Below are 21,053 nucleotides of genomic sequence, written 5' to 3' on the forward strand. Positions count from 1 at the left end.
GTTCCCATGGCCGGGCCGATACCGCCGCCGGCCGCGCACACCGCCGGAAAGGACCCATCGTCATGACATCGCCGGATCACACGGCACCGGACTCGGCCGGCACTTCCGCGAATACGGTGAAGCGGGACGCGATCCGCAAACAGGGGCGACTCATCGGGCTGGGCCTGCTCGTCGCCGGACTCGTACTCGGCGTGGCCGGCCTCTACTTCGGTCCGTATTCGGTCTGGTGGGCCGGCGACACCGGGAAGATCACCGTCGAGGAGTGCGGTATCGGCCATCGCCCCTCCGCCACTTCCGCCCGGACCGCCCCTGCACGCACCAAAACCGTCCAGTGCTACGGGACCTTCCATTCCGACGACGGCGCCGCCAAAGATCTCAACGCCCACGTCGAAACCCCGTATCACGTGTACCAACGAGGCGACGAAGTCGAAGTCCGGCAGATTCGCCACTCCTTCTACACGGCCCACACCTGGGTCACCCTCTCCCGCGGCCTCACCGCCTTCTTCGGCGGCCTGCTCGCCTGCGGTCTGGGCCTGCTCTTCCTCACCCTCAGCGCACGATTCGCGGCAAAGCCGGCCTCCGAGTCGAACCCACCCTCCGAGGCCGAACAGTCCCACACCCTCGCCTTCGTGCTCCTCACCATCGGCGCAATTGGCGGCGCCATCTGCGCTTTCGGCTGGATCTTTCCCTGACCCCGCCCTCGCAGCTTTCGCCCGGCTCGATCTAATTCCCACAGCCCGGCGATTCGGTTCAAAGAAGATGGGCCCACAGCCTGACGGCTGCGGGCCCATCTTCTTACCTCTGCTCGCCGCCAGAGACGGCATTCCCCAAATCAAGAAACCCCTGCGGGTCTTCGGCTACTGTCCGGGCGGCTGCATGGGAGGAGCTGGCGGGTACGCATTCGGAGCGCTGGACTGCTGCTGATACGGATTGGGCTGCTGAGGCGCGAACCCCGGCCCACCGGGCCCACCACCGTATCCGCCATATCCACCGGGTCCACCAGGCCCACCCGGAGGGGGACCGTTCCGCCGGCCCTTACGGCGCACAACCAGAACGATGGCCACGATGATGCCGACCACCACAAGGCCGGCCACTGCGATCAAAGCGATGAAGAGAGGGCTCATAGGCACCTCCTTCACCGGCTGGGAGTCACTTCCCTTGCCGTCGCTGCCCTGCGAAGCCGCCGGATTCTCTGCGCCCTGTGAAGAGTCCGCCTTCGGCATCCGCATCGGCCCGTCCTTCGAGCCCGCGGGGATGTCACGCGTGAGCGCCGCGAGAGGCTGAATGAATCCGTAGCCGTACTTCTGATCCGGGAGAGATGTGCCCTTCGCGGACTGCGGAAGTCCAGCGGTCTTGGTCAGACGGTTGACGATTTGCCCGGCCGACAGGTCCGGAAACTTCGCACGGAGCAGCGCAGCGGCGCCTGATACATAGGCCGTGGCCTCCGATGTTCCAGTGCTCTTTCGATAAAGTGACTTGCCGCTACTTCCGGCTGAAACGATATCAACCGCAGGTGCGGTCAGCAATACCTGCGGACCGTAGTTGGAGCCGTGCCCCGGAGAGTCAAACCAAATTTCTCCAGATTTTCGAACTCCTCCAACTGCCAAAACTCCAGGATAACGTGCAGGATATTGAATGGAATCAGGCCCCGAGCCTTTGTTTCCTGCGCCCGCTACGATCAGGACGTCATGCTTCAGAGCGTAGGCAACTGCTTCGGTCTCCCCATCGGAAGGCGTACCTGTCTGCGAAATGTTGATGACGGAGGCGCCCTTATCGACGGCGTACCGGATGGAGGAGGCAAAACCATCTGACCTCGCCCCTAGATCACGCACAGGCAAGATCTTGGCATCCGGGGCTAGCCCTTTGACGCCCTCCGATTCCCCCGGTCCATGTCCGTGACCAGCGATATTCGCGGCCATCTGAGTTCCGTGGGTGTCCCCATTTTTCGGCTCCGTCCCCCCTCCGTCGATAAAATCCTTTCCTTCGAGTACATTTCCCTTCAGATCCGGATGCTGGGAATTGACCCCGTCATCAATGACGGCGACAGTCACTCCCTTGCCGGTGGAGATCTGCCAGATCTCCTCAGCCTTGAACCCCTGCAAAGGCCACTGTGCATCCCTGATCTGATCCGCCGCAGCAACCGGCGCGGTGCCGAAGAGCAGCGCTCCCGCCACAACCGCGCCGCCGACTGCACGCAGCGTCCGCGTGAAGCTCATGCTGTAACACCTCTCCCAACAGGACGGGGCCCACCGCCCAAAGAGCAGCGGGCCCCGCCTCGTTACGACCGAATTGCTGACGACAGAGTCCTACTCGATGACCTTCGGCGCAACGCTACGCTCCGACGCCCAGGTCTCCTCGTCCTCCACAAGGTAGTCGGGGCGCTCTCCGTTCTGTGCCTTTTCCTTGTTCTTGGCACCGTGTGCGCCAGGAGCTCCCATGCCGGCAGGACGACGACCGCCTGCCGCGGCCCCGGCCTGTGCTCCGCCACGGCTGCGGTGCAGGCCCGATCCACCCTGGCCGGCGCCGCTCGCCTTGCCGCCACCGGAACCGATGACACCACCCTTCTGGCGGGCCAGAGCTGCACCGCGCCCGGCGCCTGCACCCTTGGCACCCGCGCCCTTGCCGGCGCCCGCAGCGCCACCCATCCCGGGCATGCCCGCACGGCCACCGCCGCGGGCACCGGCGCCACCCGCGCCACCACCCGCACCAGCGCCTGCACCGGATTTGCCCACACCAGCGCCACCCGCACCGGGCACTCTGCCGCCCTTGCCCGGAAGCCCGCCGACTCCGATCCCGACGCCCGATCCGGGACCGGCGCCGAGAACACCCGAGCCGCCGCCACCGCCGACGCCGCCACTACCGATGCTGCCGCCGCCAACGCCACCGCTGCCGCCAACGCCGGTCAGGCCACTGCCGATGCCTCCTCCGCCGCTGCCGGTGCCAGGCGGATTGAAGCTGTCGAGCCCCGTGCCGACATGGGGAGTCAAGGCCCCTCTCCCCGGCTGCGGAGAGCCGATCCCGCCGCTGATACCCGGATCGCCAGGCGACTTGATCCCGCCGGAGGAGAATCCAGGTCCCTTGCCCAGTCCCGCGATCGAGGGATTTCCCACCTGCTTCGGTCGCGACGAGCCGACCGGCAAGGGCATCGGGATAGCGGACGGCGGGTCACCCGCAGGAGGGCCCGGATAGTCGGAGCCGTTGTCATCGACCTTGCCCTTGGTCTTCCACGACCCCATGGACTTGGCCTGCGAAACATAAGCCGCGCCCAGCTGCTCCATCTTGACCGCCATGCGCAGCTGTTGCTCTTTGCCCGCGGACAGGCTGCCGCTGTTCCTGTCCAAGGCATCGGCGGTGCTCATGCCGGGATTTTTGAGGTCGTTCTTCAGACCTGAGTCGTCACGCCTGCCGCCGTCCTCCAGCCAGTTGATGGCCTTGTTGGCGGCGCTCGGCTTCTCCATCGACTCGATGTCGGGCTTGAGCTGCTCCAGCACCTTCGCGGCATTGCCCATCGCGGTCGAGGTGTAGTCGGCGTACAGAGCCCCGTCCGAGATCTTCTTGCTGATCTTCTGAGCCTGTGTCCTGAACTTTTCGGCCGCGGGGCCCTCCCAGTGCTGGAGAACCTCGTTCACGGCGGCGTCAAAGGTGCCCTTGATGCCGCCGCCGCTCCCACCGACGAGTTGGGTGTGAACGTCTTTCCAGCCCCGCGAAACATTGTGCACCTCGCCGGGATTGGACGCCTTGACCATCGCCTTCATGGTGTCCATGTCCATTTCGGCGAAGTTCGTCTCATGCTTGGCGGCGTAGCACATCGTCGCCGGCATGTACTCGTACTCGAGTTCGTCACCGCTCATGATTCAGTTCCCCCTCCACTGCTCTTCATGCTGCTTCCAGAACCGCTCCGGCCGATACCGATGCCACGTCAGGTACCCGACATGTTCGCGGCGGTCTCAGCTTCCTGGTTCTGGTAGTTGCCGTGCACTTTCTGCGTCTTGTTGCCGAATTCGTTCATCACGTCGTGGAGATGCTGGACGATCTCCTCGATGTGCAACTTCATCTGCGTGTGGGCCTCGGTCAGCTTCCGCGCCTCCAGGAACGAGGCACCGGGTGCGTCAGCTCCGAGGGCGCTCCGTGACAGTGAGGTCTTGTACCGGGTGTCCGCATTGGCGTTGCCGAGATCCTTCAGAACCCCATTGAGTTTCCTGATGGTGTCTTCCAACGCGCTCAGATCCACCCGATATTGCTCACCCATTGTTAAGCCTCCCCGTGTGTGTTGAAACCCGTCTTGCGTCGCCAGTCGCGTAGTGCGACGGCGGAGCCGACGACCGCTGCGACGGCCAGCAGGCCGCCACCGACAATGTAAATGGCGATGCGGGAGCGTCGGTCCTCGGCGGATTCGCCGATGGTGAGGGCGGCCGGTTCGATGTTCGCGCCGGCGGCCGCGTTGGTGCCCTTGTCCGGAGTGGGCGCGGCGGTGGGCCTGGTGTCGTCGTTCAGGGCGGCGACCGGGTCGACGACGCCCCAGCCGATGTTGTCGTCCCGGTTCTTGCGCACCCGCTCGGCGGTCTGCTCCAGGTGCCAGATGACCTGTTCCGGCGTCCAGGCGTCGGCGCGGTGCTTGGCGATGAGGAGGGCCGCCGCGCCCGCGGCGTAGGGGGCGGCGAAGCTGGTGCCCTGGTCGACGCAGTTGCCGCCGCCCGGCACGGTGGAGACCATGTCGACGCCCGGTGCGGCGATGTCGACGAACGATCCGGGCTGGGAGAAGGCCGCGCGTTCGTTGTTGCGGTCCGAGGCGGCCACGGCCAGGACGTTGCTGTACTCCTTGAACGCGGCGGGATACATGTTCTTCTCCTCGCCGCTCGCGCCGCCGTTGCCGGCCGAGGCGACGATCAGGATTTTGGCCTGCTCGGCGTTGGCCACCGCCGCCTTGAGAGTGGGCAGCCGGTCCTCGCTGGCGGCCGTGCCCTGCGAGATGTTGATGATGTCGACCTTCGCCTTCACCGCGTCGTTGATGGCGGTGGCCAGGCTGTCGGCGGTACCGGCCTTCTCGTCGCTCGTCTGCTGGAAGGGAATGACGGTCGCCTTGGGCGCGATGCCGACGAATCCGGAGGACGGCCTGGGCCGCGCGGCGATGATGCCCGCGACCTTGGTGCCGTGGCCGACCTTGTCCTCGGTCGGCTTGCCCTTGACGTAGGTCTGGCCGCCGGGTCCGATCGCGCTCTTGATCTGCTGGTTGCCCGCGTCGACACCGGTGTCGATGACGGCGACCCGGACGCCCTGGCCCTGGGTGTCGGCCCACATCTGATTGGTCAGGAGGCGCTGGAGCGACCAGGGGGTCTCTTTGATGTCGTCGCTGCCGAACTTGCACTCACCGCTGTTGAGCGGCACGTTCTCGTCCGCCACCGCCGGCGCGGCGGTGGCGCAGGACAGGCCGGCGGCGCAGGCCGCCGCGACCAGTGCACCCGCCGCTCGTCGACGGTGCCCGGCTCGGTGACCAATGGCGCGAGATCCCACGGGTTGTCAGCTCTCCATGTGTGGCGGAAGGGACGTGAGGGGGCGTGAAGGGCGTGAGTGAACGTGCGGTGAGAGACGGCGGAGAAGGTGCCGGGAAGAGGTGCGGGCGTGGCCGGCCGGTGCCGGACGGCAGAAGGGCGAGCGCACCGGTGCAGCGCGCTCGCCCTCATTGACCACTGTGCGAGCCGTCGGGGCTGCTCAGCCGTTGTGCCGCCCGTAACGGCGCTGACGTGCGGTCAGGACCAGATACCGGCGTTCTTGTGCTCGGTGCTCTGGTAGTTCTGCGCCGCGGTGTCCAGGGCCTTGGCGATGGCCTCCAGAGTCGAGTGCAGGGAGGCGGCACGCTGGTCCCACTCGCGCTGGCGGGCCTGGTAGCCCTCCTGCGCCGCGCCTTCCCAGCTGGCGGCGATCTTCTTGACACCCGACTCGAGGTCGTCGAGCTGGGTGCGGATGTTGTTGGCCGTACCGCGCACGTCGGAAGCGGCCTGCGAGATCGTCGCGAAGTTGACGAGGATCTGGCCGGACATAGGGTCTCCTCAGGAGTTGATGTGGCCTGGTCGATTCACATGCCGCAGCGGGCCGGCGGGACTGGCCGGCGGGCCCGTGCTGCGGCGGCTGGGCCGGTACGCCGCGGGGAGCGGCGCGGCCTCGTCATCCGAACGGAGAAGCCTGCGCGGAGACCTGCGACATCGACTGTGCCTGCTCCTCTTCGGAGGCGGAGTAGTTCTTCGTGGTCGCGTCGATCGCTTCCTTGATCTCGCCCAGAAGCTGGTTGAGACGGTTCGCGTCCTCGTTCACCTGCGACTGGAGCTGGTGGTACGAGGAGGCCGCGGCGCCCTTCCACCCGGAGGTGATGGAGTCGACGACCGTGTTCAGGCGCTGGATCTCGCCCTGGATCGACTGATTGACCGTGGAGATGCGGCCGCTGAACGCAACCATCTCCTCCTCGGTGGTTGTGAACTGCTGACCAGCCATAGTCAACGTCCCCCATGAGACTCGTACGTCGTACCGCGTCACGCCTACCGAGGCGGTTGCGCGGCTGGCGTCTTCTGTTGACGCCTTTGGCTACTTTAACCACTCCATACCTCCGCCCCCAACAGGGGGGAGGACTCTTGTGGCGGGATCACAACATCGCCAACTGGCGCCCTTCGGAACGCCGTTCGGCGGCATCGTCCGTACCGTTCCACGGAATCGGACAGATGCGATGCTAACGGTCAGGGACCGGGCCCGGGAAAGATCCGGAAAAGATCGGGGAAGCGTACTCGGGGATTCACCGGGATTCACCGGGATTCGATGCACGCACCCGGGGAACGCCCCGGGAACGCGCCCCCGAGCGCCCCGGAACTTCCCCGAGATCTATCCGGGAGCGACCGGTGCCGGGGTACTCAATGCGGAGCGGGCCCCACCGGTTGCCCGAATTCGGCTCTCGGGTGCGGTCCGCTCCGCCGGGAACTCCGCGGCCGGTCAGGAACTCTGCGGCTTCTTGGCGCTCGCGACATCCAGTGCCGGGCCCTCGGAGAGCAGGTCGGACCACGCCTTCAGGATCGCCGGCGGATGCGCGCCCTCGTAACCGAGGTGCAGCTGTGACTGGTCCTGGTCCTGATCGGCTTTTCCGGCCTTGTTCGAGCTGTCGTTGTTCCGCGGCACGGAATACCGCAGTCCGGTGTCGGTGACGAGGAATAGGCTGCCGGTCTTCTGCGCGCCGGTGGCGACCTGCTGGTACAGCAGACCGCTGCCCGGTGTGACGTACGAGGTGGCGCCGGAGGCGATCTTGGCCGGGTAGTCCTTGCCCACCCAGGTCTGCATGTCCGGCACGCCGTCGGGGAAGCCGAGGGCCTTGCCCGCCCCACCCGGGTACTTGGTGCTGGTGCCCCGGTAGACGCTGCAGGTCACGCCGTTGCTGGTGGGGGTGGTCAGCCCGCCGGTCTGCGAGCCCTGCTTGAAGTTGTTCGCCATGTCGACGGCCTCGGTCGGCCACGGCATGTCCACGTCCTCGTATCCCGGGAACGGGACCTTGCCCAGGAACTGCTCGGCCTGGCCTCGGACGTCGGTCTTGGGGCTGATGCTGCTGGTGGAGAGCCGGACCGCTTCCATGCTGTCGCCGTTCTTGTTCAGCTCCTGCGCGTTCTCCCCCTTGAGCAGCAGCTTGGCGACGAAGTTCGACACCTTCACCACGCCGTCCTGGACCACGACGTACTTCTGCTGCGAACCGCTGTCCTGGACCACGGTGCCGACCTTGTTGTACTTCTCCGGGACGCCCTTGCCGGTGCTCTGCTGCCCCGCGCCGGGCACCGTCGGCATGAAGACCGGGATCGGGCTCTTGATGAGCGTGCTCATCCAGTCCGCGGAGACGTCCTGCGGCTCGGTCTCGCCGAAGATCACCCGGCGCAGGTCGCTGTCGACCTTCTCCTTGCCGCCCTTCGGCGTCAGGGTGTTGCGCAGGGTGGAGTCGAACGTGAAGGCCACGCCGTTCTGGTCGACGAGGTACCGCACACCCTTGGGGTCCCGGACATAGAGCGCCTGGTGCAGGTCGAGTTTGCCGACGCCCTCGACCAGTTGCTTGTCCTTGCCGCCCAGGACGAAGACGGCCTGCTGGGCCCGGCTGCTGGTGCCGCTGCCGGGGCGTACGCACACCGCCCAGACCTTGGGGGTGTCGGCTTCCTTCGCGCTCGGCAGCCGGTCGGGGGCGTACGGAATCCCGATGGCCGGGCCGTGCGGGATCTTTCCGTCCAGCTCGGCTTCCTTGACCTTGACGACCTGGAACTTCTTCGGGTCGAGAAGGAGTTTGGCCGAGGCGAGGTTCAGGATGGGATGGAGCAGTTTCTGCTTTTTGCCGTCGGCGTCCGTGCTATTCAGCACGACATAACGAGTGGTGGATTCATCCCCGACGATGACGTTCTGCCCTACCGTGTCCCACCCTTTCGGGGCGACCGGCTTGAGAATGCCGCAGGCACCGAATCCGACAAGGATCAGGACTCCCGTCAAGACGCTGGGCAGCACCGCCTTCAGCGGCTTCGGCGCGCTCTCGATCGAGCCGTTCGGCAGCGGCTTCAGGAATGCGGCATTCGTTCGCTTCCGCGCGAACGAATATGCATTCAGCTCGTCCCGACGTGATGCCATTGTTGCTTTCTCTCCCCGCTGTCGGATCCACCGTCGACCGCACCCGGCGCGTAGGCCGTAGCGCCCTCTACTATGCCGTGTACCGATCGACCCGTACGGTACGGGTGCCACCTTCCAACGCACCAGTCTCAGCGGCGGTCGATACGCCCAGACGACATACCAGTAGAGGAGCAGGCCGGGGGATGTCCAGCGCCACCAGGGCTCGACGCCGCAATGGGCGGCAACAGGAGCAACAGGCTTCCGCCGCACCGCAATACACGGGAAATGCTGACCAAAACGGTACAGCTCCGGGCAATAGAGGAAATGGCGACCGGGGACCGGCGGACCGGGCGTCCGGCCCGGTGGCACCGCGACTGCGCCCGCAGGCCGGAAACATCGGCGGCGTCCGCGTTCAGCAGCTGGCCATCGTCGAACTCGCCGCGGCCCTGGTGCTGGTGGGCCTGTCGATCCACCACCCGGTGGCGCTGAGCGTGACCGCGGTACTGGCGGCCGTCCTGATCGTCTTCGCGCTGGGCCGCCGCCGGAAGGTCCCGCTGCCCGAGTGGATCACGACCGTGCGCGCCATGAAGCGCCGTGGCAAGGACGGCGGTTCGGCGGCCGCCGCCACCCAGGGCGTCGATCCCGCGTTCGCCCCGGTGGTGGAGTGCGATGCGGCGCTGCGGACCTACGAGTACCTGGACGCCGAGCAGCGCGCCGTCGGCTTCGTCGGCGACGGCACGTTCCTGACCGCCCTCGTGCAGGTGGACGCCCGCGACGAGCCGCTGCGCCCGCAGCGCGGCAGCAACATGCTGCCGCTCGATGTGCTGCACACCGCGCTCGACGTCGAGGACATCCACCTCGAATCCGTGCAGTACGTCCAGTACACGCAGCCCGCGCCCGCCCCCCACCTGCCCGAGCAGGCCGTCGCGGCCCGCTCGTACGCACCGCTCCAGGCCCAGTCGCAGACCCCGGCACTGCAGCTGACCTGGATCGCGCTCAAGCTCGACCCGGAACTGTGCGCCGAGGCCATCGAGGCGCGGGGCGGCGGGCTGGACGGCGCCAAGCGTTCGCTGCTGCGCGCCGCCGACCAGCTCGTCAGCCGGCTCACCGCCCACGGCCTGCGCGCGCGGGTGCTCGCCGAACGGGAGGTCGTCGCCGCGATCGGCACGGCGGTGTGCGTCAGCCCGCGGGCCGCGAACGGCGCGATGGGACGGGACGGGCGGGCGGCCCGCCGCACCCAGGAGACGACCCGCGCCTGGCGCTGCGACGACCGCTGGCACACCACCTACTGGATCGGCCGCTGGCCCCAACTCGGCGCGGGCGGCGCACCGCTGGCCGCCGTCACCCAGCTGCTGACCAGTACCGCGGCGATGGCCAGCACCTTCGCGCTGACCGCCTCGCACGGCGGCGGCCGCGCGCCGGCCATCTCGGGCTACGTCCGGCTCTCGGCCCGCAGTGACAACGAACTCGTCGCCGTCCGGGCCGAGTTGGAGCGCCGGTCCGGTTCGTCGAAGATCGGGCTCGTCCGGCTCGACCGCGAGCAGTTGCCCGGCCTCCTGGCCACGCTTCCCCTCGGAGGTACCCGCTGATGGCCTCTCCCACCTATCAGCCCCGTGTGAACGCCGGCAGCGACGGCTGGCGCAATCCCCCCATCGGGGGCCAGGGCACCGGCGGCGGCCGGCGGCTGTCGCACCAGCCGCGGGCGGACGAGCAGCAGTCGGCGCCGGCCGGACCGCGCCCGAAGCCCGGTTTCGGCCTGCGCGGCCCCCGGCGCAGCCCGCACGTCCTGACGCCCGAGTCGCTCGGTGCGCTGACCCTGCCGGTCGGCGACGACGGCGTGATCATCGGCATCGACCCGCAGAACCAGCCCGCGGTGCTGAGCCTGCTGCGCTCCACACCGCTGGAGATCGTGCTGGTCGGCAGCGTGTGGATGGCGCAGGTGCTGGCGCTGCGCACCGTCGCCACCGGCGCCCGGGTCGCGGTGGAGACCGCACGGCCGCCGGCCTGGGCGCAGATGGCGCAGGCCGCGGGCGGCGGGCAGCAGTGTGTGTCGGTCCACGAGGTGCGGCAGATAGCGCCCCAGGGCCCTTCGGTCTCCAGCCCGGTGCTGGTCGTCCGGGACATGGGCGCACGGCCGCCGCGCAATCAGCTCGCCCCGAGCCCCTGGCAGTCGGTGCTGACCGTGCTGCCGTTCCTCGGCCCGCGGTCGCCGCAGATGCTCGGCCGCGCCGATCTGGTCGGCCTCCAGCGACTCTCACCGGAAGAGGCCGAGGTGGTCACGCGCGTCATGCGGCTGCCGGAACAGGTCGGCGCGGTGCTGCCGACGCTCAGCGACAACGCCATGCTCTGGTGCTCGCGGGACGGCCACCAGTTCGTCATGACCCAGCCCACCGACGCGGAGACCGGCCTGCTCGGCGGCCCGCGCCGGATGGACTGACACCGGCCGGGGCCGGACCGCGCGGACGGACTTACCGGCCTGACGTACGGACCTGACATACCGCCATGCCGTACGGGCACGGGTACCGGTACGGGCAGAGGTACGGGCGGGACGCACGGGCGCATCCTCGGATGCGCCCGTAGGCGTACCGGCGGGGCTTGATGACAACATGACAGCGACTGCCGCTCCGGGCCGACTCTTGATTAGGCTGTATGCACAGCCGCCGGAGCACATCGGACGGCAGCCGATACGGGGACGGAGAAAGTTAGTGTTGGCGCAACCCCGGGTGGTGTGTTCCGACTTCCGCCACATCCGATCGATCCGCCTGTATCCGGTCCTGCCGTTCAGGTGCGTTGCCGTACACCAGGAGGCACAGTGAAAGAGCAGGAGGCTTTCCGTCCGGACGGGAACGATCCTGACGACGACCAGTCCGAGTTCGAACTGACCGGTGAGTTCAAGATCGATTTTGCCGCTCCGGCCTGGTACGCGAGCAACGACACCAGCGGAGGCGGGGCGGGTGCCCCGGCCTCTCCCACGCCTCCTCCTGCGTCTTCACCCGCCACCCCGCCCGGGGGCACACCGCCGGGCGGGACCACTCCCCCGCCGCCGACGGGCCTGCCGTTGTCGGTGCCCGCACAGGGCGTCCCGCCGGGCGCGCCCGGTCCGGCCGCCGCCGCGGCGACCCCGCCGCCCGGGTTCCCCACACTGCGGCCCGCCGGCGCCACCGGCGAGGCGCCGGGCGCACCGGCGACCGCGGACGCCGGCACGCCCTCCGGGGCCGAGTCCGGGCCCCGGCCCGCGCCCGGGTCCGGGTCCGGCAATGTGCGCACGGGCAGTGGCGTCGACCCGTCGGCTGCTCTCTGGGACGACGACGAGCCGGAGACCGCGGCGACGACCCCCGAGCCGGAGGTCACGGCCCCTGCCGCACCGGCGCCGCAGCCGATGGCCGCAGCCGCATCCGATTCCCCCGCGGAGGTCCGGACTCCGGCCGCCGCGCCCGCCCCCGCGCCCTCGGCGCCCGAGCCCACCGCGCCGGCCGCCGAGGGCGCCGAGCCGCCCGCACAGGACCGGCCGCAGCCGCCGCAGGATGCGCCGCCCGCTCAGGACGCGCCACCACAGGGCTTTCCGCAGCAGGGTGTTCCGCAGCAGAGCGCGCCTCCGCAGGGCGTACCCCACGAAGGCGCTCCGCACGAAGGCGCTCCTCACGAGGGTGTGCCGTCACACGGCATTCCGCAGCAGGGAGCACCCTGGGGTGCCGCCGAGGACCCGCGAGGCGTACCCCCGCAGGCCGTACCCCCGCAGGGTGTGCCCGCGGCGGGCCCGCTGCCGCCGCTGCCGCCGGAGTTCCAGCCGGCGGACCCGCGGCTGGCCCAGGGCCAGGCACCGGGTCAGTTCCCGGTCCAGGGCGGACCGCCCCCGCAGCAGTACGGACAGCCGCAGGGCCCGCCGCCGCAGGCGCCGCAGCACCCGCAGGCCGGCTATCCGCAGGGCCCGCCCCCGCAGGTACCGCCGCAGCAGGGCGGCTACCCGCAGCAGCAGCCGGGGTACGGCTATCCGCAGCCCGCGTACGGCTACCCCCAGCAGGGGCCGCCGCAGCAGCCGTACGACCCCAACCTGCCCGCGCAGCAGTCCGGTTACGGCTATCCGCAGACCGGCACCCAGGGGTACCCGCAGTCCGATGCCCAGGGGTACCCGCAGCAGCCACCGCAGGGCCAGCAGCCTCACCCGCAGCAGGGCCAGTACCCCGGTTACGACCAGCAGCAGGCGGCCTACCAGGCACAGCAAGCCCAACAGGCTCAGCAGGCCCAGCAGGCCCAGCAGGCTCAACAAGCGGCCCAGGCCCAGCAGGCACACGCAGCGGAACAAGCCCAGCAGGCCCAGCAGTTTCCGCAGTCCCCGCAGGCAGCGCACCAGCCGCTCCCCGGGCAGCAGTTCGGCGGCCAGAACGCGGCGGCGAACTACGCGTCGTATTCGCAGCCGGGCCAGCAGCAGCCGCAGCAGCGGGCCGCTCCCGGCGCGCCGCTCGGCTACAGCGCCGCAGTCGAGCTGACCTCCGACCGGCTGCTGCGCAATCAGCCCAAGAAGAAGAAGCCGGGTGCCAACGCCCAGCCGTCGCGGTTCAAGCTCGGGGCGAAGAAGGAGGAGATGGAGCGCCAGCGCAAGCTGGAACTCATCCGGACCCCGGTGCTCTCCTGCTACCGGATCGCGGTGATCAGCCTCAAGGGCGGCGTCGGCAAGACCACGACGACCACGGCGCTGGGCTCGACGCTCGCCTCCGAGCGGCAGGACAAGATCCTGGCGATCGACGCGAACCCGGACGCCGGCACCCTCGGCCGCCGGGTGCGCCGCGAGACCGGTGCGACGATCCGTGACCTGGTGCACGCGATCCCGCATCTGCACAGCTACATGGACATCCGCCGGTTCACCTCCCAGGCCCCCTCCGGCCTGGAGATCCTCGCCAACGACGTGGACCCCGCGGTGTCCACGACCTTCAACGACGAGGACTACCGGCGGGCGATCGACGTCCTCGGCAAGCAGTACCCGATCATCCTCACCGACTCGGGCACCGGACTCCTCTACAGCGCGATGCGCGGCGTCCTCGACCTCGCCGACCAGCTGATCATCATCTCCACCCCGTCCGTGGACGGTGCGAGCAGCGCCAGCACCACCCTGGACTGGCTCTCCGCGCACGGCTACGCCGACTTGGTGCAGCGCGGTATCACGGTCATCTCCGGGGTCCGCGAGACCGGCAAGATGATCAAGATCGACGACATCGTGTCGCACTTCGAGACGCGCTGCCGCGGTGTGGTCGTCGTCCCCTTCGACGAGCATCTCGCCGCCGGTGCCGAGGTCGATCTCGACATGATGCGGCCCAAGACCCGCGAGGCGTATTTCCAGCTGTCCGCCCTGGTGGCCGAGGACTTCACGCGGGCGCAGCAGGCGCCGGGCGGCTGGTCGGACCCCAACGCCCCGCAGCAGATGGCCCCGCCGATGGCCGGTGACCCGTACGCGCAGCAGCAGCAGTATCCGCAGCAGGGCCACCAGGGTCCGCCACCGGCCGGCTACCCGCCGCAGCAGGGCGGCTGGACCGCCCCGCCGCCCGCCCAGCCGCCGGCCCACTGGCAGCAGCCCGGCCCGGAGGGACCGGTCCACCCCGAGCAGCCCGGATTCCAGCCGGGCTGGCAGCAGCCGCCGCCTCAGTGAGGACGGCGCGGCGGGGACGGGCCGCGGGACGGTACAAGGGGGCGGGGCCCGGCACATCGGTGCCGGGCCCCGCCCCCTTGTCAGGTGTCAACTCCCGTGCCGTCACGGGCGCGTACGCCATGGACCGCGCGGGTCAGTCCGCCGGCGCCGCCGCGGCGATCAGTCCCCGGGCCTGCTTCACATCGATCGCCATCCGCTCCAGCAGGGCGTCGAGCGTGTCGAACTTCTCCATGCCCCGGATGTAGGCGAGGAAGTCCACGGCGACGTGCAGGCCGTACAGCTCCAGGCCGACCCGGTCGATGGCGTACGCCTCGACCGTGCGGGTCTTCCCGTCGAACTGCGGATTGGTGCCGACCGAGATGGCCGCCGGCATCGCCTCGCCCTCGACGTGCAGCAGGCCCGCGTACACGCCGTCGGCCGGGATCGCGGTGTGCGGCAGGGTCTCCAGGTTGGCCGTCGGGAAGCCCATTTCGCGGCCGCGCTGCGCACCGCGTACGACCACGCCCTCCACCCGGTGCGGGCGCCCCAGGACCTCCATCGCACCGGCCACGTCACCGTCGGCGACCAGCCGTCGGGTGAGCGTGGAGGAGAACGGCTCGCCGCCGCCCGCCGTCCCGCGTTCGTAGAGGTCGATGACCTCCACGGTGTAGTCGTAGGTGGCGCCGAGCTCGGCGAGCGTGGCGACATTGCCGCTCGCCTTGTGCCCGAAGCGGAAATTGGGTCCTTCGACGACGACCCGCGCGTGCAACTTGTCGACCAGCACCTTGGCCACGAAGTCGGCCGGCGCCAGCTGCGAGAACTCCTTGGTGAACGGCAGGACGAGCACGGCGTCCACGCCCAGCCCGGCCATCAGCTCGGCCCGCCGGTGGTGCGGCGCGAGCAACGGCGGATGGGTGCCGGGGCGTACGACCTCGCTCGGGTGCGGGTCGAAGGTGACGACCACCGCGGGGATGCCCAGCTCGCGGGCGCGTGCCACCGCCTTACCGATGATCAATTGGTGGCCGCGGTGCACACCGTCGTACGAGCCGATGGTGACGACGCTGCGTCCCCAGCCCTCGGGGATGTCCTCCAAGCCACGCCAGCGCTGCACTGTGCCCGCTCCTCGCCCGATCACTTGTCCGTCCACTGCGCCAATTCGGCATGACGCAGGTCTAAGACTGCCATGCCGGGGCGGGAGCTTCGCGCGAAGGGTCGCTTCGCTCCCGTAGCGCGGGGCATCCGCGGGGGCGGGCGGGCCCGCCACGACCCTCCGGCCGCGGCTCCCGGGTGCCCGGCCGGGCCCGGAACGACGAGGGCCGGGCCCCGGGCGAAACCTCGCCCCGGACCCGGCCACCCCTATCCGTCCCGGCCGTCGGACCGGTCACCCGGCGGCCGGCCCGTACCCACGGACACCGTGCGCACGAGCACCGCTCAGACGAACACGGCCAGGCTCTTGGCCTTCCCGCCCTGGTTCTCCACCAGCGCCAGGAACGTCCCGTCCGGCCCGAACACCGCTACCGGTCCGCCCACCCGTCCCCCGGTGCCGGCACCCTCGGCATCGTCGGAACCGTCAGTGCCGTCGAACAGCGGCATGGCGATCCGCACGCCGTTGGCCAGCAGCCGTGCCTGCGCCTGCGTGACGTCCCAGCGGACGAACGCCGCGGCGGCCGCGTCGCCGATCGGCATGACCGGCAGCCCCGTGCCCTCGGCGCCCTCACCGCCGTTCACCGCGGCCTGGAGCTGTTCGAGGGTGCGTGCCCGGTCCAGCTTGTACGGGCCGACCCGGGTGCGCCGCAGAGCGGTCAGATGGCCGCCGACCCCGAGCCCCTCGCCCAGGTCACGGGCGAGGGCGCGGATGTACGTCCCCGACGAGCACTCGACGGAGACCAGCAGATCGGTCACCGGGGTGCCGTCCGCCGCCTCCGTCTCGTGCGCGGAGTGCAGCACGAACGAGGAGACGGTGACCGGGCGGGCCGGGATCTCGACGTCCTCGCCGTCGCGGACCCGCGAGTACGACCGCTTGCCGTCGATCTTGATGGCGCTGACCTTCGACGGGATCTGCATGATCGCGCCGGACAGTCCTGCGATCCCCGCGTCGATGTCCTCGCGCGCGATGCCGTGCGCCGCCTTCGACGCGGTGATCTCGCCCTCGGCGTCGTCGGTGACCGTCGTCTGGCCGAGCCGGATCGTGCCGACGTACTCCTTCTCCGTCAGCGCGAGGTGGCCGAGCAGCTTGGTGGCCCGCTCGATGCCCAGGACGAGCACGCCGGTCGCCATCGGGTCCAGGGTGCCGGCATGGCCGACCCGGCGGGTGCGGGCCATCCCGCGCATCTTCGCCACGACGTCGTGCGAGGTGAAGCCGGCCGGTTTGTCGACGATCACCAGACCGTCCGGCGCCGCGTGCTTCGCACCGCTCGCCTCCACGCGCTTGGTGCCGTTCCCCCCGCGCCGCTGCCCGGTGTTCTTCCGCCGCCCGGTCCCGCCGCCGGCCACCGCCGGGACGGGCACCGTGCTGTCGCCACCGGCGGGCGCCGCGGCCCGCTCGCTGGTGTGCTCATGCTTCATTCTGCGGCTGCGCCCTCGTCGTCCTCGCCCGGCTTGCGGTACGGGTCGGCCTCACCGGCGTACGCGGCGCCCGAGGACACCTCGCGCACCTTGGCGTCCGAGGCCCGTGCCTTGTCGAGCAGGTCCTCGATCGTCTTGGCGTTCTCCGGCAGCGCGTCCGCCACGAAGGCCAGGGTCGGCGTGAACTTCGTGCCCGCCGCCGCCCCGACCGCGGACCGCAGGACGCCCTTGGCGCTCTCCAGCCCGGCGGCCGCGCTGGCGCGCTCCTCGTCGTCGCCGTAGACCGTGTAGAAGACCGTCGCCTCCCGCAGGTCGCCGGTGACCCGGGTGTCCGTGATGGTCACGTGCGTGCCGAGCCGCGGGTCCTTGATGCCACGCTGCAGCTTCTGGGCGACCACCTCCCGGATGAGGTCCGCCAGCTTCTTCGCCCGCGCATTGTCGGCCACTGGTCCGTCTCCTTCTTGTCTTCCACAATTGTGCTTCCACCGGCGACGGATCGCCTGGTGTTCCTGGTCAGTCGTCGTCGCCGTGCAGCCGCCGCCGTACCGACAGCAGCTCCACCTCGGGCCGTGCGGCGACCAGGCGCTCGCAGCGGTCCATGACGTCGGTGAGATGTCCCGTGTCTCCGGAGACCACCGCCAGGCCGATCGTGGCCCGGCGGTGCAGATCCTGGTCCCCGACCTCCGCGACGCTCACCGCGTACTTGCGGTGCAGCTCGGCGACGATCGGCCGGATGACGGAACGCTTCTCCTTCAGCGACCGTATGTCGCCGAGAAGCAAGTCAAAGGAGAGTGTCCCTACATACATGCAAGACGGGTCAAGCCACCCGTGGGGCCCTGGGGTCACCGCCCAGCGGTAGCTGGGGGTGTACGAGTCCTATGAACCGTACACGCAACGGCCGGGGCCGATCGACGGAAATATCCCTCCGCCGACCGGCCCCGGTAGTCCGCCCGTCACCCGGCCACCGTCTCCGGTGGACCGGGCTCCGGACGGGCTGTTGCCCGCACGCGATCAGCCGCGCGGCTTCTCGCGCATCTCGTACGTCGCGATGACGTCGTCGATCTTGATGTCGTTGAAGTTTCCGAGGTTGATACCGCCCTCGAAGCCTTCGCGGATCTCGGTGACGTCGTCCTTGAAGCGGCGCAGACCCTGGATGTTGAGGTCCTCCGCCACGACCTTGCCGTCGCGGATGAGGCGCGCCTTGGTGTTGCGCTTGACCTCGCCGGAGCGGATGAGCACACCGGCGATGTTGCCGAGCTTGGACGAGCGGAAGACCTCGCGGATCTCGGCCGTACCGAGCTCGACCTCCTCGTACTCCGGCTTGAGCATGCCCTTGAGGGCCGCCTCGATCTCCTCGATCGCCTGGTAGATGACCGAGTAGTACCGGACGTCGACGCCCTCGCGGTCGGCCATCTGCGTGGCACGGCCTTCGGCGCGCACGTTGAAGCCGATGACGATCGCGTCGGAGCCGGACGCCAGGTTGATGTCGGACTCCGTGACCGCACCGACGCCGCGGTGCAGCACCCGGATGTCGACCTCTTCGCCGACGTCGAGCTGGAGCAGCGAGGACTCCAGCGCCTCCACCGAACCGGACGCGTCGCCCTTGATGATGAGGTTGAGCTGCTGCACCTCGCCCGCCTTGAGCACCTTGTCGAGGTCCTCGAGGGACACCCGGCGGGTGCGCTTGGCGAACGCGGCGTTGCGCTCGCGCGCCGCGCGCTTCTCGGCGATCTGACGGGCCGTACGGTCCTCGTCGACCACCAGGAAGTTGTCGCCGGCGCCCGGGACGTTGGTCAGACCCAGGACCAGGACGGGGGTCGAGGGACCCGCTTCCTCGACGTTGTTGCCCTTGTCGTCGAGCATCGCCCGGACGCGGCCGTACGCGTCGCCGACGACCATCGTCTCGCCGACCCGCAGCGTGCCGCGCTGGACCAGGACGGTCGCCACGGCGCCGCGGCCGCGGTCGAGGTGAGCCTCGATCGCGATGCCCTGCGCGTCCTGCTCCGCGTTGGCGCGCAGGTCGAGCGAGGCGTCCGCGGTCAGGACCACGGCCTCCAGCAGCTGGTCGATGTGCAGGCCCTCGCGGGCGGAGATGTCGACGAACATGGTGTCGCCGCCGTACTCCTCGGCCACCAGACCGAACTCGGTGAGCTGACCGCGCACCTTGGTCGGGTCGGCGCCCTCGACGTCGATCTTGTTGACCGCGACCACGATCGGCACATCGGCCGCCTTGGCGTGGTTGAGCGCCTCGATCGTCTGCGGCATGACGCCGTCGTTGGCCGCCACCACGAGGATCGCGATGTCGGTCGACTTGGCACCACGGGCACGCATGGCGGTGAACGCCTCGTGACCGGGGGTGTCGATGAAGGTGATCCGGCGCTCTTCGTCGTTGACCTCGGTCGCGACCTGGTAGGCACCGATGTGCTGGGTGATGCCGCCGGCCTCGCCCGCGATGACGTTCGTCTTGCGGATCGCGTCCAGCAGGCGCGTCTTACCGTGGTCGACGTGACCCATGACGGTCACCACCGGCGGACGCGCGACGAGCATCTCCTCGCCGCCCTCGTTCTCGCCGAAGTCGATGTCGAAGGACTCCAGGAGCTCGCGGTCCTCCTCCTCCGGGCTGACGATCTCGACGACGTAGTTCATCTCGTCGGCGAGCAGCTGGAGGGTCTCGTCGGAGACCGACTGCGTCGCGGTGACCATCTCTCCCAGGTTCAGCATGACCTGGACGAGCGACGCCGGGTTGGCGTTGATCTTCTCGGCGAAGTCCGTCAGCGAGGCACCGCGCGACAGGCGAACCGTCGCACCGTTGCCGCGCGGCAGCATGATGCCGCCCACCGACGGGGCCTGCATGGCCTCGTACTCCTGGCGCCTCTGCCGCTTCGACTTGCGGCCACGACGCGCCGGACCGCCGGGACGGCCGAACGCACCCTGTGTGCCACCACGGCCACCGGGGCCGCCGGGACGGCCGGCGAAGCCGGGACGGCCGCCGAAGCCGCCGCCACCACCGGGGGCGCCGCCGCCACCGGGACGACCGGCGAAACCGCCGCCGCCACCCGGACGACCGCCGCCGCCACCACCGGGACGGCCGGCGAAGCCGCCACCGCCGCCGGGACGACCGCCGCCGCCACCGGGACGACCGGCACCGCCGGGACCGCGACCGCCGCCACCGGGGCCGGGACGCGGGCCGGCAGCCGGACGCTGCGGCATCATGCCCGGGTTCGGACGGTTACCGCCGCCGGGGCGCGGCGCGCCACCGGCACCGGGAGCGCCGCCCTGCGGACGGGGCATACCGCCCGGAGTCGGACGGGCGCCGCCCTGGCCCTGGGGACGCGGGGCGCCACCCTGGCCTGCGCCCTGCGGACGCGGGCCGCCGGGGCCGCCCTGACCGCCGGGGCGCGGGGCGCCACCGGGACGGGGTGCCTGCGGGCGGGCCATACCGGTGGAGCCACCCGAGGTGAAGGGGTTGTTGCCCGGACGCGGACCCGACGGACGGGCACCGCCCGGACGGCCGCCCTGGCGGTCACCGCCGGGACGCGGCGCGTTGCCACGGCCCTGTGCGGGCGCCGGACGGGCCGGACGCGGGCCGGGAGTGGCACCGGAACGGGGCGCCGACGGGCCGGCGGGAGCCGCCGGCGCGGACGGCGGAGCCTGGAACTCGGGCTGCGCGGGGGCGGCCGGAGCGGGCTTGGGTGCGGCCGCCTTCGGGGCGGGCGCGGGGCGCGGACCCGGGGTCGGGCCGGCCGCGGGGGTGCTCTTGGGGGCCACCGGGGCCGCCGGGGCCACGGGAGCCGCAGGGGTCACCGGGGCCGGGGCCACAGGGGCCGCCGGGGCGGGTGCCGCGGGGCCCGGCTTGGGGGCGCCCGGCTTCGGAGCAGCCGGACGTGCCGCCTGCGCCGGAGAGACGGACGGGGACGGCTTCGCGGGGGCCGCCTTGCGCGGCGCCGCGGGCTTGCCGGCGGCGCGGCCGCCGCCACTGCCTGCCTGGAAAGCATCGGTCAGCTTGCGAACAACCGGCGCCTCGATCGTCGAGGACGCCGAACGGACGAATTCACCAAGCTCTTGGAGCTTGGCCATGACGACCTTGCTCTCCACGCCGAACTCCTTGGCGAGTTCGTATACCCGGACCTTAGCCACTTCGCTCCTTCTAGGTCCGGGTTGTCCACCGGACCGTCGCTACTTCATGGGCGTACTCATCGCGTACTCATCGAGTGCTCATCGCAATCTCGACCTACTTCCGACTCGCGAGGTACCTGAC

The 21,053-nt window shown here is 70.1% G+C and carries 16 protein-coding genes; 4 read left to right on the forward strand and 12 right to left on the reverse strand.

Going from position 1 to position 21,053, the window contains the following annotated elements; all coding sequences use genetic code 11:
- Window positions 1-62 precede the first annotated feature (62 nt).
- Entirely contained in the window at window positions 63-692 is a 630-nt protein-coding gene (locus tag IH09_RS33085; RefSeq protein WP_052861251.1) for a hypothetical protein, read from the forward strand.
- Window positions 693-857: 165 nt separating this feature from the next.
- Here the strand turns inward: IH09_RS33085 and mycP (IH09_RS38350) are convergent, their stop codons facing one another.
- The 7 genes from mycP (IH09_RS38350) to IH09_RS33115 all read right to left on the reverse strand — a co-directional run bounded on the left by mycP (IH09_RS38350) (window position 858) and on the right by IH09_RS33115 (window position 8,631).
- On the reverse strand, window positions 858-2,216 hold the full coding sequence (gene mycP, locus IH09_RS38350) for a type VII secretion-associated serine protease mycosin (protein WP_110952745.1): 1,359 nt from the start codon (window positions 2,214-2,216) through the stop codon (window positions 858-860).
- 90 nt (window positions 2,217-2,306) lie between these two features.
- Entirely contained in the window at window positions 2,307-3,851 is a 1,545-nt protein-coding gene (locus IH09_RS33090) for a hypothetical protein (protein ID WP_052861252.1), read from the reverse strand.
- Between the two features lie 68 nt (window positions 3,852-3,919).
- Window positions 3,920-4,249, reverse strand: coding sequence for a hypothetical protein (locus IH09_RS33095; protein ID WP_052861253.1), 330 nt, complete (start codon window positions 4,247-4,249; stop codon window positions 3,920-3,922).
- A gap of 2 nt (window positions 4,250-4,251) precedes the next feature.
- Window positions 4,252-5,511: a type VII secretion-associated serine protease mycosin gene (gene mycP / locus IH09_RS33100; protein ID WP_052861254.1), complete on the reverse strand. Its 1,260-nt coding sequence runs from the start codon at window positions 5,509-5,511 to the stop codon at window positions 4,252-4,254.
- 236 nt (window positions 5,512-5,747) lie between these two features.
- Window positions 5,748-6,038 carry a WXG100 family type VII secretion target gene (locus tag IH09_RS33105; protein ID WP_052861255.1) on the reverse strand — a complete coding sequence of 97 codons (291 nt, stop codon included), beginning with the start codon at window positions 6,036-6,038 and terminating at the stop codon, window positions 5,748-5,750.
- A gap of 124 nt (window positions 6,039-6,162) precedes the next feature.
- Complete coding sequence (locus tag IH09_RS33110) at window positions 6,163-6,486, reverse strand: WXG100 family type VII secretion target (protein ID WP_052861256.1); 324 nt, start codon at window positions 6,484-6,486, stop codon at window positions 6,163-6,165.
- Window positions 6,487-6,975: 489 nt separating this feature from the next.
- Window positions 6,976-8,631, reverse strand: a complete 1,656-nt coding sequence (locus tag IH09_RS33115) for a type VII secretion protein EccB (protein ID WP_110952746.1) — start codon at window positions 8,629-8,631, stop codon at window positions 6,976-6,978.
- Window positions 8,632-8,972: 341 nt separating this feature from the next.
- Here IH09_RS33115 and eccE point away from each other — a divergent pair, with 341 nt between their 5' ends.
- From eccE to IH09_RS33130, 3 genes are all read left to right on the forward strand, one after another.
- Window positions 8,973-10,199 carry a type VII secretion protein EccE gene (eccE, locus tag IH09_RS33120; protein WP_052861257.1) on the forward strand — a complete coding sequence of 409 codons (1,227 nt, stop codon included), beginning with the start codon at window positions 8,973-8,975 and terminating at the stop codon, window positions 10,197-10,199.
- Window positions 10,199-11,047 (forward strand): hypothetical protein, encoded by an 849-nt coding sequence (locus tag IH09_RS33125; RefSeq protein ID WP_052861258.1) that lies wholly within the window; start codon window positions 10,199-10,201, stop codon window positions 11,045-11,047. The genes eccE and IH09_RS33125 overlap by 1 nt, the downstream gene beginning before the upstream one ends.
- A gap of 375 nt (window positions 11,048-11,422) precedes the next feature.
- On the forward strand, window positions 11,423-14,251 hold the full coding sequence (locus IH09_RS33130; RefSeq protein ID WP_052861259.1) for an SCO5717 family growth-regulating ATPase: 2,829 nt from the start codon (window positions 11,423-11,425) through the stop codon (window positions 14,249-14,251).
- A 133-nt stretch (window positions 14,252-14,384) separates the two neighbouring features.
- Here IH09_RS33130 and IH09_RS33135 read toward each other — a convergent pair whose 3' ends face one another.
- The 5 genes from IH09_RS33135 to infB form a co-directional block, all read right to left on the reverse strand.
- Window positions 14,385-15,341 carry a bifunctional riboflavin kinase/FAD synthetase gene (locus IH09_RS33135; RefSeq protein ID WP_094792003.1) on the reverse strand — a complete coding sequence of 319 codons (957 nt, stop codon included), beginning with the start codon at window positions 15,339-15,341 and terminating at the stop codon, window positions 14,385-14,387.
- 320 nt (window positions 15,342-15,661) lie between these two features.
- Window positions 15,662-16,795 carry a tRNA pseudouridine(55) synthase TruB gene (gene truB, locus IH09_RS33140; protein ID WP_240150679.1) on the reverse strand — a complete coding sequence of 378 codons (1,134 nt, stop codon included), beginning with the start codon at window positions 16,793-16,795 and terminating at the stop codon, window positions 15,662-15,664.
- Window positions 16,792-17,241: a 30S ribosome-binding factor RbfA gene (rbfA, locus tag IH09_RS33145; protein ID WP_052861261.1), complete on the reverse strand. Its 450-nt coding sequence runs from the start codon at window positions 17,239-17,241 to the stop codon at window positions 16,792-16,794. Before rbfA ends, truB begins: the two co-directional genes overlap by 4 nt.
- Before the next feature lie 67 nt (window positions 17,242-17,308).
- The gene (locus IH09_RS33150) at window positions 17,309-17,602 is read right to left on the reverse strand and encodes a DUF503 domain-containing protein (RefSeq protein WP_052861262.1); all 294 of its coding nucleotides are present in this window, start codon (window positions 17,600-17,602) and stop codon (window positions 17,309-17,311) included.
- A gap of 204 nt (window positions 17,603-17,806) precedes the next feature.
- Entirely contained in the window at window positions 17,807-20,932 is a 3,126-nt protein-coding gene (gene infB, locus IH09_RS38355; RefSeq protein ID WP_110952747.1) for a translation initiation factor IF-2, read from the reverse strand.
- Window positions 20,933-21,053 lie beyond the last annotated feature (121 nt).

Origin of the sequence: Streptomyces celluloflavus, from assembly GCA_000720995.1 — a bacterium.
Classification (GTDB): Bacteria; Actinomycetota; Actinomycetes; order Streptomycetales; family Streptomycetaceae; genus Streptomyces; species Streptomyces celluloflavus.

Bases quoted from the DNA above. Each gene is read 5' to 3' on its own strand.
- IH09_RS33085 (WP_052861251.1), top strand. From the start codon at position 63: ATGACATCGCCGGATCACACGGCACCGGACTCGGCCGGCACTTCCGCG.
- mycP (WP_110952745.1), bottom strand. From the start codon at position 2,216: ATGAGCTTCACGCGGACGCTGCGTGCAGTCGGCGGCGCGGTTGTGGCG.
- IH09_RS33090 (WP_052861252.1), bottom strand. From the start codon at position 3,851: ATGAGCGGTGACGAACTCGAGTACGAGTACATGCCGGCGACGATGTGC.
- IH09_RS33095 (WP_052861253.1), bottom strand. From the start codon at position 4,249: ATGGGTGAGCAATATCGGGTGGATCTGAGCGCGTTGGAAGACACCATC.
- IH09_RS33105 (WP_052861255.1), bottom strand. From the start codon at position 6,038: ATGTCCGGCCAGATCCTCGTCAACTTCGCGACGATCTCGCAGGCCGCT.
- IH09_RS33110 (WP_052861256.1), bottom strand. From the start codon at position 6,486: ATGGCTGGTCAGCAGTTCACAACCACCGAGGAGGAGATGGTTGCGTTC.
- IH09_RS33115 (WP_110952746.1), bottom strand. From the start codon at position 8,631: ATGGCATCACGTCGGGACGAGCTGAATGCATATTCGTTCGCGCGGAAG.
- IH09_RS33125 (WP_052861258.1), top strand. From the start codon at position 10,199: ATGGCCTCTCCCACCTATCAGCCCCGTGTGAACGCCGGCAGCGACGGC.
- truB (WP_240150679.1), bottom strand. From the start codon at position 16,795: ATGAAGCATGAGCACACCAGCGAGCGGGCCGCGGCGCCCGCCGGTGGC.
- IH09_RS33150 (WP_052861262.1), bottom strand. From the start codon at position 17,602: ATGTATGTAGGGACACTCTCCTTTGACTTGCTTCTCGGCGACATACGG.